The following is a 21,490-nucleotide window of genomic DNA, read 5'->3' as shown; positions in this document are numbered from 1 at the left end:
TCCCGCTTATATAATGCAACTATATTGCTTTTAAAATCTTTTTTCCTATATTTGTTGCAACTTAATTGCAATATATTAATTTGAATACCATATGTATTGCACGAATTACGCTTTACGAATCGAATCCACATAGATGAATAGGTATATCATTTTTTCACTTATCGCAGCACAACAGCTATTTTTCCCATGTTATGGACAGGAGAAGAGTATCGAGCTTGAAGAAGTAAAAGTTGGAGGGCGACGTTACCATCGGGCAGCAGAAGGAGCATTATCGATCCAGCTATTGACTGCCGACTCTATACAAAAATACCAGGCGGGAAGTTTAATGCAGACATTAAGCAGACTTCCCGGCGTTAATGCCATAGGCATAGGTGCTAATCAGTCTAAACCGCAGATTAGAGGGCTCGGATTTAATCGTGTGGCCACGGTAGAAAATGGCATTAAACATGAAGGCCAGCAATGGGGATTGGATCATGGGTTGGAAATCGATCAATTCAGTGTAGGGAGTGCCGAGGTACTAAAGGGGGCCAGCTCATTTTTGTATGGCTCAGATGCCATTGGTGGTGTCATTCGGCTATCACCGCCAGCGGAACTACAGGAGACAGGTTTTAAGGGGCAGTTTAACCTATTGACAAAGTCAAACAACGCGACTTTTGGCGGATCGCTACAAACACAGGGCCGAAAAGGGAATTGGGTATTTGGAGGAGGATTCACGCATCTGGAATATGGCGATTACCGTGTCCCCACAGATACAGTCTATGTTTACAATTATGCGGTACGTCTGAAAGATCGGCATGTTCGTAACACTGCGGGACGAGAGACACATTTTCAACTACGCGGCGGATATCTATCAGATCGTTTTTCTTCGATTTTCTACCTGAGTAATTATCATACAAAGTTTGGCTTCTTTGCCAATGCGCACGGCTTGGAACCAAGGGGCGTAGATACAGCACTTTATGACAAATCCAGTCGTGACATTGGTTTCCCAAGCCAGACGGTCAATCACCTGAAACTTATTAACCGCAACTTTATCGATCTGGATAAGCACAAGCTTTGGATAGACCTGGGCTATCAGAAAAATTACCGGCAAGAATATAACAATTACACCGCGCATGGTTATATGCCACCTGTTTATCCAAAAGATATGACTATCCCCATCAATTTGGAAAGGTTATATGACAAACAGGTCTATAGTATCTCTGTAAAAGACCAATTTGATTTGGCCACACATCGACTTACCATTGGCGCAAATGGAGAGTATCAGGATAATCGTATTGATGGTTGGAGCTTCCTTATCCCCACTTTTCGCCAAAAGGCAATGGGCCTATTCGTCTATGATCAATACAAACTCGCGGACGAAACCATGCTATATGGGGCATTGCGTTACGATTACAGCCATATTCAGACATCACCTTATCAGGATTGGTTCGAATCAGAGCTGGAAGATAATCAATCGGGCAGAATAGTCCGGGCTTCGGCGCTCAGTCGCCGTTTCAATAGCCTGGTTTGGTCTATAGGAGCGGCACATCAATTCGGAGATCTAGAAACAAAAATCAGTGTAGGAAAAAGTTTCAGGGCCCCCATTGCACAGGAGCTCGGCGCCAATGGTGTCAACTATCACTACTTCAGTTATGAAAGAGGCAATCAATCATTGTCTCCCGAACAATCCTATCAACTGGATTTATCATTTACCTGGAGTCCTAGAAAAGTCTTTGTCGCCTTTACGCCATTCTTTAATTACTTTTCCAATTATATCTATCTCAATCCCACGTCAAGCTACGATCAATATTATGGTGCCGGCAATCAAATCTTTGAATATATGGAAAGCCGTGTTCGCCGTTATGGAGCAGAATTGAAACTCAGCTACCAGCCTCTGAAACAATGGAAAGTAGAATTATTGGGTGAATATGTTCGATCGGAACAACTATCGGGTGCAAAGAAAGGATATACACTTCCTTTCTCTCCGGCACCTTCAGCTTTGATGGACATCAGCTGGACAGCAAAAAATAGCAAACATTTTAAAGAGACCTACCTTTCCGTCGATTGCAAATGGACAGCAGCGCAGTATCACGTTGTTCCACCAGAAGAGTCCACAGCAGATTATCAGGTCTTCAACTTCCGGGCAGGAACACAACTTCGATTTTCGGGGTCTGTCTTTCAATTACGCTTACAGGTTCAAAATCTCTTTGACAAGAAATATATGGATCATACCAGCTTTTATCGGCTGATCTCTTTGCCTGAACAGGGAAGGAATTTTATCCTATCCATTGGAGTTCCCTTTGGAAAACAGTCCCGATCATAAGATTATTAAAACTAAACCCTTTGCTCCCTATGAACAACCGTTGAGCAATATACGAGCATCGCAAGCTTATGAATATCGCTTAACACATACACGAATGAATAAAATTTATATATGAAAACACTTCAAAAATACACACTTATTACAGTGTTACTTGCCATGACTGTTGCCTGTAAAAAAGATAAGGAAAGCATTGATACCGAAAAACCGACCATCGCCATCGATTCGGAAACGGCTTTCCCAAAACAATGCAGCACAATTAAACGAGGTACAAGTTTTACTTTCCACAGTAAGCTATCTGATAATGTAGCGCTCGGGAGCTATAGCATCGACGTACACCATAATTTTGACCATCATTCGCATAGTACAGAAATCGGCGAATGCACGGTTGAAGCGATCAAAACTCCCATCAAGCCCTTCACCTTGGTCAAGACAGTCAATATTCCGGGGCAACCACAGCAATATGATGCCGAATTAAAAATCGATGTGCCAGCAGATATCGATCCGGGTAATTATCATTTTATGATTCAGGTGACTGACTTGGCGGGATGGAGTAGCCAGAAGGGGATCAGCATCCGTATACTCGAGTAATACCATACATATTTATCAACTCAATTTAATTAAATCCATTTTACATGAAAACTAGAAACATTCGCTTCTTCTTCCTGTTAAGTACAATTCTTTTAGGCTTCCTATCGTCCTGTAAGAAAGATAACGAGGAAATTCCAGCACTTGCAAAACCCCAGATAGGAACACTTGAAATCGGCAGTGGCAATAACAAAACTGTCCAAGCGGGATCAGATCTTCATCTTGAAGGTGATATTGTTGCCGAAGCACTGATTGCTAAAATCGAAATTGAGATTCATCAAGAAGGTGGTGGTCAGTATAAGTTTACAAAAGCCTATACGGATGGAAAATACATTGGCGTGAAAAATGCAACATTTCATGAACACATCGATGTTCCCGCTGATGCTCCCGCCGGGGCTTATCATTTTCATTTTACGGTAACCGACAAAGCCGGAAATGCGACTACAGCTGAATCACCGTTGACTATACAAGGTTCAGATGCCAAAGTTGCTTATAAGCTTGTATTTACGGAAGTAGCCGGCGAAGCCCATGGAGACCATTTCCATGATCTTGCCGACAAAGAAAAGGTAGAGCCAATTGCTATCAGCTTCGATGAGAAGGGGACAGCATTGGCTGGAGGACATGCTCACCTCAATCCCGCAGGTATCTATAAAATTGAATTAAAACAATTTGATGCTTCTTCAAAAGAAATCCAGGGACAATACATCAGCAATAAAGCAACTGCAGATTACTACAAAGCATTCCTTACGGGTGGTTCTTTCGTTTTAAATCCGAATAGCAGTACAGGAAATGGTGCAATCTTTCAAACGAAAGAAACGAACTACGGTGATGGCACTGCAGTAAACGGAGCAACGGAGACGACAGGGATTATCACTTATTTTACGGCAGGAAAAGACAATGAAGGCGAGAAAAATGTATTCTTTGTACTTCGCAAGTTTAACGATGCCAGCACAAAGGCAAAAGTTACCCGTACTGACTGGAACTTATCGGATTATGCTACTAAGTTTGCTGGTCAAGACCTCATAAAGCTATCTTTTGAACTCCACGCAGAGGAAGGAGAAGATTAGTTAGCGCGATAAACTCAGCCTACCTGCCCAAAAGAACCTTCATGATTTCGCCGCTATGAGTGCGTGTAAAATCATGAAGGTTTTATTTGTACAGAAATATCGTTTAGTCCCTTACTTTCGTAAGAACATTTCCCTGTGGATCGAGTACCACCTTCCACTCCACTTTTCGACTTTTCACTTCAAACGCATAACTCACTTTCTGCTCGGCGGTAATCTTTTTTGCGTCTTCAATGCGATAGCCCGGAAAATCTCTTTTCACCCGGTCCAGCACACTCTTCGGTAGTTCTCTTTTGTTGATTTCAGTCTTGTAGCGCAGAAGTTTTCCGTTATGCTGAAACCAAGCTTCCTCGTCAATACCAAATAAGCCCGTTTCAAACTCCGCTTCATAAACATTCCCCTTCAATTCCCAATCTACTTTTTTGGCTTTTGGAAATTTCTGTTGGAAACTATTCACCACGACAGCGGGAACTTGACTTTGTGGTATATCCTGAGCAATAGCTCCTGTTGTTGTCAGTGCAAGTACGAAAGCACTCCAGATTAATTTACAGTTCATGATTCTATTTTTAAGTGTACTACAAAGTAAAAAAGCGAATCTGTAAAGATTTGGGAACACTTACCTTCTCCTGTTATATTTTCTAAGGGAACATATTGAGCTGAAAGCTATGCTGATTGTTTTCATACTGGTAGACGATTGCAAAACCATAGAGGTGACAGATGGCCTGCACAATGGCCAGCCCCAAGCCAGTACCTTTGGATGCTGCATCTGATTTATAAAAACGGGAGAATACCAGGTTAGCATCCAACGCTGCATGTGTACTCGTATTGGACACGGTAAGCCTTTTATTCATTATATGGATATTCACCTCGCCGCCTAATCTATTGTGGAACAAAGCATTTCGTAGGAGATTTGATACTACTATATTTGCCAAAGCACCATCCATTTGTACAGTCAGTTGATCTTCTTGTACAACATTGATTTTTACCTGTTTAAATTCAGCAATAGCCTCAAACTCCGCCACAATATTTAGTACAAGCGTATTGAACGAAAGATCCTCATTGTGCAAAAATTGTTTATTCTCAATTTTACTCAACAGCAACAAGGATTTATTGAGGCGCACAAGCCGCTCGGCAGTTGCTAATACTGCTGCGACAGTCTCAGACTGTTCCTGGTTCAACCCCTCTGTTTCCGCCATGATTTCCAATTTGTTGATCATAATGGCCAACGGTGTCTGTAATTCATGCGAAGCATTGCCAATAAACTGTTTTTGCTGTTCATAGCTTTCCTCGTTATGGCGAATTAAGGTAGCCACAGCGAGCTGTAGGTCTTTAAATTCCTGGATCTGCGTATCCATCGTGGGCTTCTCCTTGGTTTTGCCTAAACGAAACCGTGTCAACTGATCCAAGAAAGTATATAATGGTCCCCATAAACGTTCTATGACGACTTTATTGATGGATACGATACTGATGACCAACAAAACAAATAAAATAACAACAGAATAAAAGAGATTCTTGATTAGATCGCTCTCTTCGATCATCGAATTGATGATCGAAAGTTCATAATAATGTCCTTGATGTTCAAATGCTGTCGTCAACATTCGAACTGGTTCCAGTTCCGGCTCGGGATCATCATCGTCCTGCATATACAACATGGTGTCCTTATAAACATTTTGCATCTTAAGAGCTTGTCCTTCGGAGATCTGGCGCACCTTATAGTTATTTATCCCAAACTCTAAATCTGGGGCTACGGTAGGATTGCTGGAAAGTTCCTGGATAATGAGCCGTTTTTGGTTTTCGATTTCTTCGTCGATATTATCGTGGATCACCTCCAGCATAAATAGATAGAACACTGTTGACCAGAGGGCGATGACCACCAACACGGAGATAGAAAGATACTTTAGTGTTTGGTTGGCTAATCTCATTTTTCGACAAGTTTATAACCGATTCCATATACCGCTTCAAAATCCACATCAGCATGACTAGCCAAGAATTTTTTGCGCAAGTTTTTTATCTGTGAATAGATGAAATCAAGATTATCCGCCTGGTCCGTATTATCGCCCCATACATGTTCTGCCAGCGCACTTTTGCTGACCAGTCTATTTTTGTTCAATAAGAAGTAGTTGAGCATATCGAACTCTTTCCGATTTAACGGCACAGGCTCCTGTGCAATAAATAAGCAGCGTTCATTAAGATCCAGCACGATGTTTCCCATTTCCAATGTATGCTTACCCTCCCGTTGTTTCCTTCGTAACACAGCTTTAATCCGTGCATTCAGCTCCGCAATATGAAAGGGTTTTGTCAAATAGTCATCGGCCCCAAGTTCGAGTCCCTTTAGCTTATCGTCCAGAGAATCCTTTGCGGAGATAATGATCACATTATCGGCTTTACCCTCATTTTTGAGCTGATCGAGGATCTGCAAACCATTACCTCCAGGCAGCATGATATCGAGCAGGATACAATCGTAATCATAAACAGCGACTTTTTCAAGAGCTGATCCATAATCAGCGGCAGTTTCTACCGTATATTCTTCCTTAAGTAAAGATGCCTTCACAATTTCCCTTAAATCCGCTTCGTCTTCAATAACCAATATTTTCATCTTCTTAATTCTATTTAGCGGAAAACTTGTGTAAACAATAGTATTCTGTCCATGCTAAATGACAATTTACATACACAATTGTTTATGACAAAGGTACCTTGAATTTGGGAAAGATTTAGGAATACACTGCTAGCCTCCTATTTTAAGCTGACATCCAGGTAAACCGAATGACGTCCGTAGGTATCATAAAATGGTTTATAAAGCACATCATCAATGTAAAATTCCAATGTTTCTGGATTTCCTTTAATCGACTTAGCAATATCCTTTGCATCCAAAGTTACTTTACGCCAATCTTTTCTTGCGGCAGGTTCCTGGGCTGCCAATAAGATTGGTCCATAAAACAGACTTGCAATATTGGGCTGATCCATAACCGGGTCCAGATGAAACTGAAACGGCATTTTAAGGTTGATCACATCCCCATCTTTCCAGGTGCGGTTTAAGGTCAGGTAAGTTCCCGGCTCAGCCTTAATTTTTTGATCGACTCCATTTATTGCAACAAAAAATCCCTTTGTTGCCCAGCTTGGCACCCGCACATGAAGTTCAAATTTGCCATTCCCCCGTATAGTCAGCGCTGTTTGATCCGCTTTCGGAAAACTGGTTTGTTGCTCGACGCTGATTCCGCGTTCCGTCCAGTGTAAGGTAGAAGGAATATACAGATTGACATACAGTGCCTGGTCATCTTTGCTTTTAAAATAGATTGTATTCTGCAATTTAGTACTGCTCTCAATAGCCGTACCATTACAGCAGGTAAAGCCTTTCATATCGGCATTTCCAAACTGCTTAATAGATCCTGCGCGTAAAGGCACATGATATGTATTTGCTGGACTATTTTCTGCAACAGAAGCTAAGATATGATTGTATAATCCACGTTCATAATAATCCATCAACTCTGTGCGCTGATCGAACATAAACAAGTCACTTGTCAATTTCAGCATGTTGTAGGTTGCACAGGTTTCGTTCTGCCCACCTGCAGAAAATCCATTTTCATATAATGTCGCCGGCTGACTAATAAAACATTCGGCATTGGCGGGATTTCTGGCACCAGCCACACCACCGATACTATACATATAATCGTTGGTGGCCTTATACCAAAAGTTGTCCGCAATTTTATAATATTGGGGCTCATTGGACACCCGGTATAGCTCCATGCTACCCACAATTTGAGGAATATGCTGATTGGCATGTAAGCCCCTAAAAGTATCTACATTTTTGGCCAGTCCATGTGTATGCGCGGCATTGCCGTAGAACATATCAATATTGTCAAATAAGCGGGCGGTTTTTAAGTAATTCTCTTCACCCGTTACACGATATAACCTGGCCATCACTTCATTCATTCCACCAAATTCACCTGCGATATACGTATTCCACATTTTGATTAATGTCTCTGTCGGTACTTTACTTAAACGTGTATACACCCAAGTGCCCATTCCCTGTGCGATCTCCAATGCTTTTTTATTTCCACTTACCTCATAAACATCCATCAGGCCGGCCAAGATTTTATGCAGCGTATAATAAGGTGCCCAAACCTGGTTCTTCTGCCCGCCATATTTTGCTCCCTGTTCAAGCATAATAAACTGATCCGGAGGATAGGCACTGATAAAGCCAAGTCCCCAGTTCCAATAATCTGTATGGATTCCTTCGTCACTCAGGTCAGAATCATAAGCTGATTTACCGGGGCCATAAGGCACCGCAGCAGGATCCGCAATAGAAGCCTGTCCCGTTTGTCTCGGCGTACCCGACAACTTTGACAAGGCATAAAGTACGTTGACCATGGTATCCATCTTCCCCAAAAATTTTGCCTGAAGTACCTTATCATAGCCTGTACTCGCATAAGCCTGTGCAATTGCCGTCAGGTAATGTCCTGTAGCATGGCCGCGCAGTTTGATATCCTGACTATCCCATACCGCTAAGGGTTGCGCACCGATCGGTTGTTTTTGCCCAAACGCGTGTCGAAACATATAGAGGAATGAATTTGGATCCGATTTTGCCAATGTATCAATGAATTTATTGCGATTTTCAATAAACTTCGTTTGATGCTGCTTGACATCCGTATTAAGGGAAACCTGATCCAAGTGAAAAGCGTCCAATTTTAAGCTAGGCATCTTGGACTTTACCTTCCCTTTGACTGTAATGATGGCTTTGGGTTTCAGATCAGTCCCGGGAATACGTCCCGTGACGGTATAAGCTGTTTGCTGCGCGACAGCACTATTGTCGGTTGGTGCAGGCCACAACACACGCACTTTTGGTCCCACCATACCGTCTTTATATGTACCGACGACATAACTCGGCAATCGTGGCAGCTCGCCTACCGCTGTTTCTACCGTGACATCTGCAACCCCGGTTAAGAAGGCATTATAAAGCTCTACTTTGTTCATTGGAAATCGCGGTAGGTCATCCTCAGCCTTACCTTTAGAAGTAACATCTTCACGCACACCCTTCAACGCATTTCTGTACACCATGCCGATCTGGTTTCGATTCAACGGCACACGATAAATGCGAAAATCATGCAACAGTGCATTTAAACTTACATTTCCACCCAACAGGGATTTTCCAATGTATAGTGTCCTCTTACTACCTGCCGGTCCAAAAACCTCGGTCAACTCCTGTGGGATGTCGTTAACTTCTCCAGCGGGCATACCATCTAAATATGTTTGCATGGTCCCTGTAGCAATATCAACTACAATGGCCAAGTGCACCCATTTGTTTAAAGGCACTGCCGAAGAGACCGCATTTTTTACTTCGGCATTCTTTTGGGCCATTATCCCCATATAGCCATTTTGTAGCGCTGTACCTGTTGGTGTCCCTGCAAAATGCCTGGTGATATCTTGTCCAAAATCGAATAAATACTGGCCAGACTGCGCTGCACGTAAGTACATCCAGCCTGTTATACTAATCGACTCGAGATCCGCGAGTACTTGCGCTGGAAGTACAACAAAATCGTCCTTTCCTCCAGCGAGAGAAAGCACCTTTGTAAATTGCTTATCTGACACAAATGACGCTTTTGTCCCCTGGAATTTACCATGTAGCCCATTGCGCGACCAATCCTTAAAATCACCATCAAAGACGTAACGGGCCACCATGCCTGTCTCTCCAATACCATCTAGGATCTGATCCCCACCCTGTGCCACAGCTACAGCTGTCATTTTGATAAAAATTGTGAGAATTGCTGCAAAATATATCGTATATCTTTTCATATCGCTATCTTTTATTCGCTAATGATTTATTGTTTAAAGATATCCTTCTAGCCCGGTGAAAGCTATTACCGTATCCTTTTCCTTGATTGTCTTCAACAGAAGACGAACAAGAAGAAAAGCAATCCCTATTAATAAGCTTCCAATTAATAAGCTTCCAAAATCGAAGAATATTTTCTGTATTGCTGTCTATTTGATATTTATAAAATTAATGACTCTACATTATTATACATAGGTTTATTTTAGCCAATATTCTCCAGATTTTAACTACTGTCCGTCGAGTCTACTGTCGTCCACGGGCCCACAAATCCTACCGCCAGCCAGGAGAGGTAAAAACGCCAATATGCTACGAAAATGCTTCATGATCCGCGGTTCAATCCGATCGCTCAGCAGATAAGCCAGGGCAAGCATAAGAATGATAACACCTGAAAGGAGCAGGTATTTATTCAGATACAGATACAGGTGATTAAAAATAATAAAGCCGATGTGTTGATGGATTAAATACAGTGGATAGGTCAACATGCCGATTTTAACAAATCCGGACGAATTGATCGCCTGGAGCTTTTTACAGGAAACCAGTAACATGAGCAGGTAAAACACAACGATGGTCGCACCAATAATATAAGGGGAAAAATCACTGTGAAAAGTACGTTCCAGCCAATGGATGCGCCCCACAGCACCATCGATGGAAATGTACAAACACCAAGGTAAAGCGACAAAATGCTGGACTTTTGGTCCATGCAGAAAAATCTGGCAGAATATAATTCCCGCAATAAAATACGCACTCCAGTCGAGTAAAAAAAACTCGTGGAGCCCATCATAAATTTCCGAAGGCCCAACAAAAAAGCGTAGGCTGGACAATAGCAACCAAAAATAAACCAAGTAATCCAAGCTTATTTTTTTAAATCGATTCAGAATTAGAAACAAAGCGATGATCAGGTAAAACTTCAACTCCACATAAAGTGACCAATAAGCGCCATCGACATCCCCCTGTCCCCATAGTTTTTGCACCATGGTCAGATTGGCCAATAGTTGTGTAAATGTGACATGATAACGCGGTGCGCCCCACAAATAAGAAACGATAAAAGTCAACAGCAAACAAATCCAATACATCGGATACAAACGCTTGAAGCGGGAATAACAGAACTTACGCAGTGAAAGATGTTTGATGGAAAAAGCAATCACAAAACCACTAATGATAAAAAATAAGTCTACGCCCAGGTAGCCGTATTTAAAATACTCTTCGACGCCATCGAAACCCAATAGCGACATATTTCCGGCTGCATACCCCCGATATAAATAATGATATAATACGACGGCAGATGCTGCGATAAAACGAAACAGATCGATTTGGTAAATTCTTTTGGACTCAGACATTTGGCTGTAAATATAATCAATTATCTTCCCTGTTTGTCCAGCATGGTTTTATATTCGTGAAGTTCATTGTATTTAATAGTTTTTTTTATTTTTACTGTTTTATTGAAACAAACTAGCCATGCATCGTTTAACCACCCTATTATTTTTTACCATATTGTTCTTCACCCATCATGCATATTCCCAAAACACTGGCTGGGACAAGGTAGATAAGCAGCTATCGGAGGCAAGTAACGATTCGACCCGAATATTGGCGTATTATAAAGTTGCCTCAGAAATTTACCGCAGTAATCCCCAAGAAGCACAGGAAATCGTTTCCAAAGGATTGAGTCTCATCAGTGAAAAAAAATTCGAACCTTTGCAAATTGATTTATTAAATCTACAAGGTGTTATATATCTGAAGTTAAATAACTTTGATGAAAGCATAAAAACACACTTTAAAGTACTCAAAAAGCGGGAAGAACGCAACGACAGGAAAGGGATGATGCTCTCTTTCCTGAATATAGGCAATGTTTTCAACAAGAGTTATGACCCCGATCAGGCCTTAAAGTATTACCAGCGTGCACTAGATCTCTCCAAAGAGCTGCGTGATACAAGAAACCGAGCCAATATCTCAACCAATATCGGAAATATATATGCCCAAAATGCATTGAATGGAAAAAAGAAGCAAGATGTAACCAAAGCCATCGATTATTTGGTAAAAACGGTTGAATTCTGCAAAGCAAATGCGCCTGAAGTTGATCTTTTCAATACCTATATTCTATTAAGCTACCTCTATCTCAAGGCAGATAAGCTTGAATGGAGTACCTATTATACCGACCTCGCGATAGACATCACCACCAAGAAAGAAGATCCTGTTGGCGAAAGTTATGCCCGTATCAACCGCGCGAATATTTATGTCAAAGAAAAGCGGTTTGATCTGGCGGCAAAAGAAGTAACCCTTATCAAGCGCATTATCGCCAAAAGCGGTTTCACCAACTTAACGGAAGACCTTCAGGGAGATTTTGACAAGATAGCTAAAGCGATCAAAGCGCAGGATGAACATTTAATTCTCAGCGATCAGGATAGCTCAGATCGCAAATTTAATGAAGATGCAGAAGTCCTCCGCGTAAGGATTCGGGAAGAACTTCGGGAAAAATATGAAAGCGAAAAGAAGGAGCTTGAAAATAAAAATCTGTTATTAAAAAACGCGAATGTAAAGCGTGAAGCCCATTGGATAAAGCTGATCGGGTTATTGACCTTTTTTGTTCTACTAATATTTTTGGTGATGATCATTTTGCTGATCAAAAAGAATAGATTATTACATCAGGAGAAATTGAAAGTAGATGAGCAGGCGACGGAAATCAAGCAGCAACACGCCGAATTGGTCCAGGCAGATCGCTTTCGTGCCAGTATCTTTTCTGTCGTGTCGCATGATTTGCGAAGCCCTTTATCTACATTTCAGGCCTTACTCTCCGTTTCAAAAATCGTTGACCTACCAGCGCATGAAATTAAAAGTATGTTGATCACTATTGGCAATCAGCTTACTGCTGCATCCAAAATGCTCGATAGTTTGCTTGTATGGTCTTCACAACAAATGGCTAATGAGAAGCTTGACATACAGGAAATCTTTCCCTATCAAATTATTAAAGACTGCGAGAATCTTTTTATGGATCGAATAAACTTGAAAAAGTTATATATAGACATCAAAATTTCTCCAAACTTATCCATCCATAGTGATCTTAAACGATTTGAATTTATCATTCGAAATATTTTTAACAACGCCATCAAGTTTAGCTTTAGTGGTAAAGCCATTATTTTTGAACAACATGAAACCGATAGCAAAATCCTTATTTCAATAACAGACCAGGGCGTAGGCATGGATGAAACAAAAATTAGGGCACTGAAAGGTATGCAACAGCAACATAGTCTTGATGGGACCCTCGAGGAAAAAGGAAATGGTATAGGTTTGATGTTATGTCACGAATTTGCAAACCGAATAAAATGTTCTATAACGATTGAAAGTCGTGTTGGATTCGGGAGTACTTTCACGATCCATATTCCAAGATAAATAAAGTTTTTCATTAAGATCGACTAAAAAAATAGAACCCTAGGGTCTATATTAATTAGAAATTAATGATTTTATATTTGATGTAAGAATGCGAAATTTCGCATGGGCTATATTATAATACATTCTAACCTTTTACATCATGAGAAAATTCATACTTATTTTATTTATCGCGACCTCATTTACCTTTATACGCTGTGGGTCTAATGAAAATGCTGTCTTCCAGGAAGACGATATTCTCACTGAGACATCTTGGCTTCGCAAAGACATGGATGCAGAAATTATTTACGGTGGAGGTGATAATTATCTTCGGATTAACTTCAAAAAAAGTAATACTTATGAAATTGTGCAGCTAAAGGGAGAACGTATTACTGGTCTTAAAGAGGAAGGTACGTATGCCATCACCGACAATAAAGATCTTGTGATTACTACAACAAAAAATCAGCAAAAGCTATCCCTACGTTATGTGCTGGTAAACGATAGGACACTAAACCGGGTTAATGAAAAAGGGGAAGTGCTCAGCAATGCCTATGAAGCTTATATAAAGCAATAAAGAGAGAGCAATTTATGATTTTATAATCCGTTTCAAATACTCTCCATACCCCGATTTACAGAGCGGGGCTGAAATTTTTAGCAATTGTTGTCCATCAATGTAGCCCATTCTGTAAGCGACCTCTTCAATTGCTCCTATTTTCATCCCTTGCCGCTCCTCAATCACTTGTACAAATTGTCCTGCCTGCATGAGCGACTGTATCGTTCCTGTATCCAGCCAAGCTGTACCACGATCAAAAATACCGACCTTCAATTTACCACGGCGAAGGTACTCTTTATTGATATCTGTGATCTCCAGTTCACCGCGAGCAGAAGGCTCTATGTTCTTGGCAATAGTAACCACTTCGTTGTCATAAAAATAAACTCCGGGCACAGCGTAATTCGACTTTGGCGATTGTGGCTTTTCCTCAATCGAAATAACATTATTTGTTTCATCAAATTCGACCACACCATAACGCTCCGGATCCTGTACAGGATATGCAAAAACAACCCCACCATCTGGATCAGCACAAGACTGTAAAAGCTTGGACAAACCTGAGCCATAAAAAATATTGTCACCCAAAATAAGAGCGACCTTATCATCGCCAATAAATTCCTCGCCCAATAAAAATGCTTGCGCCAATCCATCGGGACTTGGTTGCTCTTTATATTCAAACCGACACCCCAATTGTGACCCATCGCCCAGTAATTTCCTAAAATTCGGAAGATCCTGAGGCGTCGATATAATCAAAATCTCACGTATCCCGGCCAGCATCAAGGTTGACAGCGGGTAATAGATCATCGGCTTATCATATACAGGCATCAGCTGTTTGCTTACTGCCAACGTAAGTGGATGTAGTCGTGTTCCTGAGCCTCCTGCCAATATAATTCCTTTCATAGTACTCATATTTTGATTATTCTTAATTTTTAAACTCTTCGGCTAGCATTTTAGCCAGACTTATCTCCCAACTGGGTACCTCAACTGCAAAAATAGCCTTGATCTTCGACTTATCGAGTAAGGAATACTTTGGCCTGCGTGCAGGTGTCGGGTAAGCACTTGTGGGAATCGGTTTTACTTCACAATCGAACGAACGGAAATCACGTATCGCTACAGCAAAGTCGTACCAAGAAATCTCACCTTCATTGCTATAATGATAAATACCGCCCTCCCAATTAGAAGAATCCACTATTTTTACGATTGCCAAGGCTAGATCCTTCGCATAGGTAGGGCTTCCAATTTGATCGTTAATGACACCTACCTCCTTACGCTCATCCATTAAACGACACATGGTCTTAACAAAATTTTTGCCGTAGGTGGAATAAACCCAAGAGGTACGTATGATGATTGCGTCGGGGCACCATTTCTGAATTGCCTGTTCTCCCGCCAGTTTCGTTTGACCATATACATTGATGGGGGCAGTTTCCGCAGTTTCTGTTAAAGCAGCAGCCGAAGATCCATCAAAAACATAATCTGTCGAAATAGTGATTAGACGTGTACCATGCAGATGGCAGTATTCTGCGATTTCTTCGCAAGCTACGTGGTTGACCAAATCAGCATTTACCTGATCCTCCTCAGCCTTATCCACAGCCGTATAAGCTCCCGCGTGGATAATAAGATCCGGCTCATACATTGCCAATATTTGCTGTATGATTTGAATTTGATCCAATGGTAATTGTTTTCGATCTAGAAAATAACACTCCTTTTGGGTTTTATCCAGCAATAGATCTTTTAGTTCTGAGCCAAGTTGTCCTGAAGCTCCGGTTATAACAATCCGCATATCCTATCATATTAATTTCAAACGTAACCCTTCAAAGGATTGTGCCTCCTGATCTTTTTGTGAGAGAATCATTCGTTCGCTAGGAATCTGCCAGTCCACGGCCAAATCCAGATCCAATGGATTTACCCCATCTTCCGACTCTTTATGATAGTTGTTGTCACATTTATAGAAAAAGACCGCATGTTCGGACAATACAGAAAAGCCATGCAAAAAGCCTCTAGGCACAAATAATTGTTTTTTATTTTCAGCAGAAAGTTCAATGCCAATATATTGTCCAAAGGTAGGTGATCCTGGACGAACATCAACAGCGACATCCCATACGCTACCTTCCACAACACGGACCAATTTTGCCTGTGCATGCTCTCCAACTTGCATATGCAAGCCACGCACCACTCCAAACTGTGATTTGGATTGATTATCCTGCACAAAGTGTGGTGTATAACCGAGAATCGCCTTTAGTTTCGTTTCATTAAATGATTCAAAAAAATAACCTCTTTCATCTTCAAATACGGTCGGTTCGAGTATAAAACAGCCCTTTAATTTAGTTTCCGTATACGTCATTCTTATGCATCTTTATATTGATTGTCGTAATATTTTTTATAATCCCCAGAGGTCACATGCGCCAACCACTCCTGATTGGATAAGAACCAGTCTATTGTCCGTGACAAACCTTCTTCAAAAGTTACGGAAGGCTTCCAGCCCAACTCCTTATTGATCTTCGTTGCATCAATTGCATAACGCAAATCATGGCCTGGTCGGTCCTTAACAAAAGTAATCAATTGTGCCGAAGAGCCTTTTTCACGCCCCAGTTTCTCATCCATTTGTTTGCACAGCTCTTTGATCAGGTCTATATTTTGCCACTCATTAAATCCACCAACATTATAGGAGCCCCCATTTTTACCTTCATGAAAAACGAGATCGATGGCTTTTGCATGATCAATGACATATAACCAATCGCGGGTATATTTTCCATCACCATAAACAGGTAGTGATTTATTATTCAAAATATTATGAATACACAACGGAATCAATTTCTCGGGGAAATGATTCGGTCCATAATTGTTGGAGCAGTTTGTCAAAACAATGGGCAAGCCGTAGGTATCGTGGTAAGCCCGCACAAAATGATCAGAACTTGCTTTGGAAGCTGAATACGGTGAGTGCGGATCATATTTTGTTTCTTCGGTAAAAAAACCCGTATCACCGAGCGCGCCAAACACCTCATCTGTTGACACGTGATGAAAACGTTTTCCTTCCAAATTATCCTTCCAGATTATCCGGGCGGCGTTCAATAAATTGACCGTTCCAATTACGTTGGTCATGACGAAAGCCATTGGGTCGACAATTGAGCGGTCGACATGGGACTCCGCCGCCAAATGAATAATACCATCGGGCTGATATTCTTGAAAAATTGCCGAGACAGCCTGCTGATCGGTAATATCCGCCTTAACAAAGGTATAATTAGGAAAATGTTCGATATCTTTTAAATTCTCCAGATTACCAGCATAGGTCAAAGCGTCCAGATTAACAATCTGATATTCGGGATACTTTAACACAAACTCACGTACCACATGTGAGCCTATAAAGCCAGCCCCACCCGTAATTAAAATTGTTTTATTCATATATTAACTATAGACTCGTTTAGACCATTGGTCTACGAATGATGAATGCATCAAATAATTCGCTAAAATACAAAAAAAGCCTTCCATAAGAAGGCCTTTCATTTCTTTATATTGTTAATTATATAAAAACTTTTCTGCTTATAATACATTCTTTACTAAAGAATAAACTGGCACCTCTGCCGGCGCCTCATCCAGCATTTCTATTTCTTCCTTCCCCTCCTGTGTATCCAGCACCTCATATTCTGAATTTTGAGATTTAAACTCTGGTACAATCTGCTTCATTCCGGCAACAAGCGCCATAAAATCTGGCAATTGTTTATCCGCATCCAAAATCTGCTGGCAAATCGAATTAATACGCTCTGCCTTAAGCGACAATTCATCATGATTTACTTTTGCGATCATAATCTTTGGATGGTGGGTCTTCACCGTATTCTCATTATTTGCCAACAATTCCTCATAAATTTTCTCGCCCGGACGTAATCCAACAATTTTAATATCAATATCTTCCGGGTAGCGATAACCTTTCAATTTGATCATGCGTTTTGCCAGATCAATAATCTTAACAGATTTTCCCATATCGAACACAAAGATCTCGCCTCCTTTTCCCATCACACCGGCCTCCTGAACCAATTGACACGCTTCGGGTATCGTCATAAAGAAACGGGTAATTTCAGGATGGGTCAGGGTCAGCGGACCACCATCAGCCATCTGTTTCTCAAAGAGCGGAATAACCGAACCGTTTGAACCCAGTACATTTCCAAAACGTGTAATGATAAAACTGGTAGTTGATTTACCACTGCAGCTACTGACATAGATTTCAGCCATGCGTTTTGTTGCCCCCATGACATTCGTTGGATTTACAGCTTTATCCGTCGATACCATCACCATCTTTTTAGTGCCATAGTGCATACAAAGATCAGCCACATTTTTGCTACCCAATACATTTGTCTGAATAGACTCGTACGGGTTTGCCTCCATTAAAGGAACGTGCTTATAAGCAGCAGCATGAAAGACCAAATCGGGCTTGTATTGCGCAAATATCCGCTGCATAAAGGCATAGTTACGCACATCACCTACCACGCAGTGCATCTGCTCAGGTTGTGTAGCCTTAATCGATTGTTGAATATCATATAGCGCCGACTCGGCTTGATCTAACAAAATCAACGTCTTATAATGACGTCTGGCAATTTGGCGGGCCAGCTCCGAACCGATAGATCCAGCAGCACCGGTCACCAGGATTACTTTTCCTTGCATCTCTTCTTCGATCTCGGGGTGATCCAATTTGATTGGCTTGCGTCCCAATAAATCTTCAATCTTCAAAGGCCTGATTTCGCGCTTGGCACCAGAATTAAGTAAAATGCGTGCCGAAGGCATAATCTTCAATTCCAGTCCAATATTTTGGAACCAATCCGACACATATTCCAAACGCTCGGGATCATTATTTTCAACCGCGATGATCACCTGAGTAATTTGGTATTTTTCAACATATTCCTTTGTTATTTCAGTAATATCTTTAATCTTTAATCCCGCCAATCGCTTACCTATCCGTGATATCTTATCTTCCACAAAAGCGACAACCTGATATTTCGTCCTCGGATCCTCTTTCAATAGGGAGAAAGATACAAGCCCCGGTCTTGAAGCCCCGAAAATCAGCACATTTTCACCTTTCCTGCCAGGCAGAAAAATATATTCATAAATGGTCCGATAGATGACACGTGCACCAACCATGATCACCAGCAAAATTGTGGCCTGCATAGTCAACACACCATAGGACAATCTAAGATAATCTCCGGCCAAAGTTCCTTTGTCAAAAACGGCTTTGATGATGAAGGTTAAAACCATTACTATGAGATAGGCAGCCCCTACCGTCTTAAATATTTTAATGGTATCCCGAATGCCTGTCTGCCGAACAATACCTCGAAAGGTATCATAACATAAAAACATCAAAAGATAGACTGGCAATATAACAACAACTTTTTTCAACATCAATGCAATATCAAATACACCCTTGAAGTTGTTGACCACATAATTAGAAAATACGTAGCTTGCAAATACAAACCACATATCAATCATTAAAATGACCCATCTTGGATTGTCCTTTCTCAGGCGCTTTCTTAAATCTCCCAGAGAACCCATCATAGCTTTTTGTCTTAATTAATTAAAATGTTACTGACCGTGTCTGCGACAAACGAACACGATCTGATATGGCTTTATTATAATATTTTATAATGGAGACGCAAGATAGTTAAAATTTTACACCTAAAATACTCCTTTGATAAAATATCATTAAAAAAGGACCCTATTCATTCGATCAGTTTATCACCGTGGACTAAGCAACTATTATACCGAAACTGTTACATTGAAAAAAATGAGCATTAAAATATTATAATTAAGAGTACAGGCTAATAAAAGAACAATTTGTTAACATCAACTTTCGAAACAATTTAATGGATAATATAGCTCTGAAGATACTAACGTCATTATTGGCATATTGTTTGCACTAAATAACAAATAGTCATGGAAAGGAATTAAAATTTTACATCTCCGCTTAATATAGACTGAAACGCCGCTCCTTAACTGAACTATTATGTACAACATCATTAATTAATTTACATCATGGGATTTTTTAGCAACCTGTTTGGGAAAAAGACTTCATCCATTCGATCTTTGGCACAGTTGGAATTTCTAGAAGTAGACATGCACAATCATCTTTTACCTGGCATTGACGATGGAAGTAGTTCTGTCCAACAATCATTGCATTATATCCAAGAACTTCAACGCTTAGGCCTTAAAAAGTTTATCTGCACGCCACATATCATGTCGGGTGTACATCAAAACACCAAGTTTAGTATTGAAAATTCGAGAGATTCGCTTATCGATGGACTAAAAAAATCGGGTAAAGATGTTGATATCTTCGGGGCGGCAGAACACATGATTGACGAAAATCTTCCTTTATTGATCAGAGAAAATGAGCTATGTGTGATGCCAGGCGGTTACGTTTTGATTGAGATGTCTTATCTATCCGAATCGAAAGCATTGTTTCACACCATTTTAGAGATCCAAAAATTAGGATATAAGCCCATTCTAGCCCATCCGGAGCGATATAATTATTACCACAGTAATTTTAATATTTATAAACAGATCAAAGATGCAGGCTGTTTACTGCAGCTAAATCTACTTTCTTTGAGTCGATACTACGGCGTCGATGTGAAAGCCATTGCCATGACCCTCTTGAAATCAGGTATGTATGATTTTGTAGGAACCGACCTCCACCATCAACGTCATCTTGACGCGCTGAAAAATATCGTTGAGAAATATCCTATCCGTGAGATGTTGAAAACTTCGCCCATCTTAAATGAAACACTTCTTGATCATATCAATCAACATAAAGCCCAAGTTATTGCTGGTTAAGTAATCGTAACGGATGCAAAACTTCCCTTATGAAAGTGTCTTAAAATACGCTATTGTCTTGGAGAGTCCTTCTTCAAGTTGAACTGTGGGACTCCAGTCTAAGCTTTTCTTAGCAAGCTCAATATCTGGCTTCCTTTGCTGCGGATCGTCTTGGGGTAAAGGCAAAAATTTAATTTTTGATTGTGATCCCGTTTGCAAGATAACCTGCTCCGCCAATTGCAAAATAGTAAATTCATTGGGATTACCGATATTGAGGGGTCCGATAAAAGACTTCTCTGTAGCCATCATTCGGATCATTCCTTCCACCAAGTCATCTACGTACTGGAAACTGCGGGTCTGATTTCCTTCACCATAAATAGTAATATCTTTATTTTGTAAAGCTTGCATAATAAAGTTAGATACTACCCGTCCATCCTGGGGATGCATGCGTGGGCCATAGGTGTTAAATATCCGAACGATCTTTATCGCCACATGATGTTGTCGGTGATAATCCATAAAAAGTGTTTCTGCACATCGCTTTCCCTCATCATAGCAGGATCGAATACCGACAGGATTAACATTTCCCCAATAGCTCTCATACTGCGGATGAACCTGTGGGTCGCCATAAACTTCACTAGTAGAAGCCTGTAGAATACGAGCATTCACCCGCTTCGCAAGACCAAGCATGTTGATAGCACCCATAACCGATGTTTTAATAGTTTTAATCGGATTATATTGATAATGAACGGGACTTGCTGGACAGGCCAAATTATATATCTCGTCAATCTCAGCCAAAAAAGGCTCAGTTACGTCATGCCTTACAAGCTCAAAATAGGGATTCTGCAACAGATGAACAATATTCGATTTATCCCCTGTAAAGAAATTGTCCATACAGATGACTTCATTCCCATCCTTCAATAAACGTTCACAAAGGTGGGAACCTATAAATCCAGCTCCACCTGAGACTAGTATTCTTTTTTTTAGGTTATACATAAATTTACATTTATAATATC

General features: G+C 40.8%; 17 protein-coding genes. 6 read left to right on the top strand and 11 right to left on the bottom strand.

The features are described from left to right. Positions 1–133 precede the first annotated feature (133 nt). The 3 genes from B4N43_RS16780 (at position 134) to B4N43_RS16770 (ending at position 3,954) form a co-directional block, all read left to right on the top strand. On the top strand, positions 134–2,302 hold the full coding sequence (locus B4N43_RS16780) for a TonB-dependent receptor (RefSeq protein ID WP_286735707.1): 2,169 nt from the start codon (positions 134–136) through the stop codon (positions 2,300–2,302). Positions 2,303–2,413: 111 nt separating this feature from the next. After that, complete coding sequence (locus tag B4N43_RS16775; protein WP_075990700.1) at positions 2,414–2,890, top strand: DUF4625 domain-containing protein; 477 nt, start codon at positions 2,414–2,416, stop codon at positions 2,888–2,890. Positions 2,891–2,934: 44 nt separating this feature from the next. Then, complete coding sequence (locus B4N43_RS16770) at positions 2,935–3,954, top strand: DUF4625 domain-containing protein (protein WP_286735706.1); 1,020 nt, start codon at positions 2,935–2,937, stop codon at positions 3,952–3,954. Positions 3,955–4,057: 103 nt separating this feature from the next. Here B4N43_RS16770 and B4N43_RS16765 read toward each other — a convergent pair whose 3' ends face one another. From B4N43_RS16765 to B4N43_RS16745, 5 genes are all read right to left on the bottom strand, one after another. Beyond that, complete coding sequence (locus B4N43_RS16765) at positions 4,058–4,507, bottom strand: PepSY-like domain-containing protein (RefSeq protein ID WP_286735705.1); 450 nt, start codon at positions 4,505–4,507, stop codon at positions 4,058–4,060. A gap of 82 nt (positions 4,508–4,589) precedes the next feature. Then, a complete protein-coding gene (locus B4N43_RS16760; protein ID WP_286735704.1) occupies positions 4,590–5,873 on the bottom strand; it encodes a sensor histidine kinase in 1,284 nt (427 codons plus the stop codon). Further along, positions 5,870–6,547: a response regulator transcription factor gene (locus B4N43_RS16755; protein WP_286735703.1), complete on the bottom strand. Its 678-nt coding sequence runs from the start codon at positions 6,545–6,547 to the stop codon at positions 5,870–5,872. The genes B4N43_RS16760 and B4N43_RS16755 overlap by 4 nt, the downstream gene beginning before the upstream one ends. Before the next feature lie 137 nt (positions 6,548–6,684). Then, positions 6,685–9,741: a beta-L-arabinofuranosidase domain-containing protein gene (locus B4N43_RS16750; RefSeq protein ID WP_286735702.1), complete on the bottom strand. Its 3,057-nt coding sequence runs from the start codon at positions 9,739–9,741 to the stop codon at positions 6,685–6,687. Positions 9,742–10,005: 264 nt separating this feature from the next. After that, positions 10,006–11,115: an acyltransferase family protein gene (locus tag B4N43_RS16745; protein WP_286735701.1), complete on the bottom strand. Its 1,110-nt coding sequence runs from the start codon at positions 11,113–11,115 to the stop codon at positions 10,006–10,008. A gap of 118 nt (positions 11,116–11,233) precedes the next feature. Here B4N43_RS16745 and B4N43_RS16740 point away from each other — a divergent pair, with 118 nt between their 5' ends. Continuing rightward, on the top strand, positions 11,234–13,162 hold the full coding sequence (locus B4N43_RS16740) for a tetratricopeptide repeat-containing sensor histidine kinase (protein ID WP_286735700.1): 1,929 nt from the start codon (positions 11,234–11,236) through the stop codon (positions 13,160–13,162). Positions 13,163–13,301: 139 nt separating this feature from the next. Next, positions 13,302–13,712, top strand: a complete 411-nt coding sequence (locus tag B4N43_RS16735) for a hypothetical protein (RefSeq protein ID WP_286735699.1) — start codon at positions 13,302–13,304, stop codon at positions 13,710–13,712. Positions 13,713–13,724: 12 nt separating this feature from the next. On the opposite strand, the gene rfbA is transcribed toward B4N43_RS16735, so the two are convergent. The 5 genes from rfbA to B4N43_RS16710 all read right to left on the bottom strand — a co-directional run bounded on the left by rfbA (position 13,725) and on the right by B4N43_RS16710 (position 19,226). Continuing rightward, the gene (rfbA, locus tag B4N43_RS16730) at positions 13,725–14,588 is read right to left on the bottom strand and encodes a glucose-1-phosphate thymidylyltransferase RfbA (protein WP_286735698.1); all 864 of its coding nucleotides are present in this window, start codon (positions 14,586–14,588) and stop codon (positions 13,725–13,727) included. Between the two features lie 22 nt (positions 14,589–14,610). Then, complete coding sequence (gene rfbD, locus B4N43_RS16725; protein WP_286735697.1) at positions 14,611–15,468, bottom strand: dTDP-4-dehydrorhamnose reductase; 858 nt, start codon at positions 15,466–15,468, stop codon at positions 14,611–14,613. Between the two features lie 6 nt (positions 15,469–15,474). Continuing rightward, positions 15,475–16,029 (bottom strand): dTDP-4-dehydrorhamnose 3,5-epimerase, encoded by a 555-nt coding sequence (gene rfbC, locus B4N43_RS16720; protein WP_286735696.1) that lies wholly within the window; start codon positions 16,027–16,029, stop codon positions 15,475–15,477. Positions 16,030–16,031: 2 nt separating this feature from the next. Next, positions 16,032–17,087 carry a dTDP-glucose 4,6-dehydratase gene (gene rfbB / locus B4N43_RS16715; protein WP_286735695.1) on the bottom strand — a complete coding sequence of 352 codons (1,056 nt, stop codon included), beginning with the start codon at positions 17,085–17,087 and terminating at the stop codon, positions 16,032–16,034. 138 nt (positions 17,088–17,225) lie between these two features. Continuing rightward, on the bottom strand, positions 17,226–19,226 hold the full coding sequence (locus B4N43_RS16710) for a polysaccharide biosynthesis protein (RefSeq protein ID WP_286735694.1): 2,001 nt from the start codon (positions 19,224–19,226) through the stop codon (positions 17,226–17,228). A 477-nt stretch (positions 19,227–19,703) separates the two neighbouring features. Here B4N43_RS16710 and B4N43_RS16705 point away from each other — a divergent pair, with 477 nt between their 5' ends. Then, the gene (locus B4N43_RS16705) at positions 19,704–20,498 is read left to right on the top strand and encodes a tyrosine-protein phosphatase (RefSeq protein WP_088159935.1); all 795 of its coding nucleotides are present in this window, start codon (positions 19,704–19,706) and stop codon (positions 20,496–20,498) included. 27 nt (positions 20,499–20,525) lie between these two features. On the opposite strand, the gene B4N43_RS16700 is transcribed toward B4N43_RS16705, so the two are convergent. Beyond that, positions 20,526–21,470 (bottom strand): UDP-glucuronic acid decarboxylase family protein, encoded by a 945-nt coding sequence (locus B4N43_RS16700; protein WP_286735693.1) that lies wholly within the window; start codon positions 21,468–21,470, stop codon positions 20,526–20,528. Between the last annotated feature and the right edge of the window lie 20 nt (positions 21,471–21,490).

Origin of the sequence: Sphingobacterium sp. UBA1897, assembly GCF_002337775.1 — a bacterium.
Lineage (GTDB): Bacteria > Bacteroidota > Bacteroidia > Sphingobacteriales > Sphingobacteriaceae > Sphingobacterium > Sphingobacterium siyangense.
This window is presented reverse-complemented; position numbering and strand designations above follow the sequence as displayed.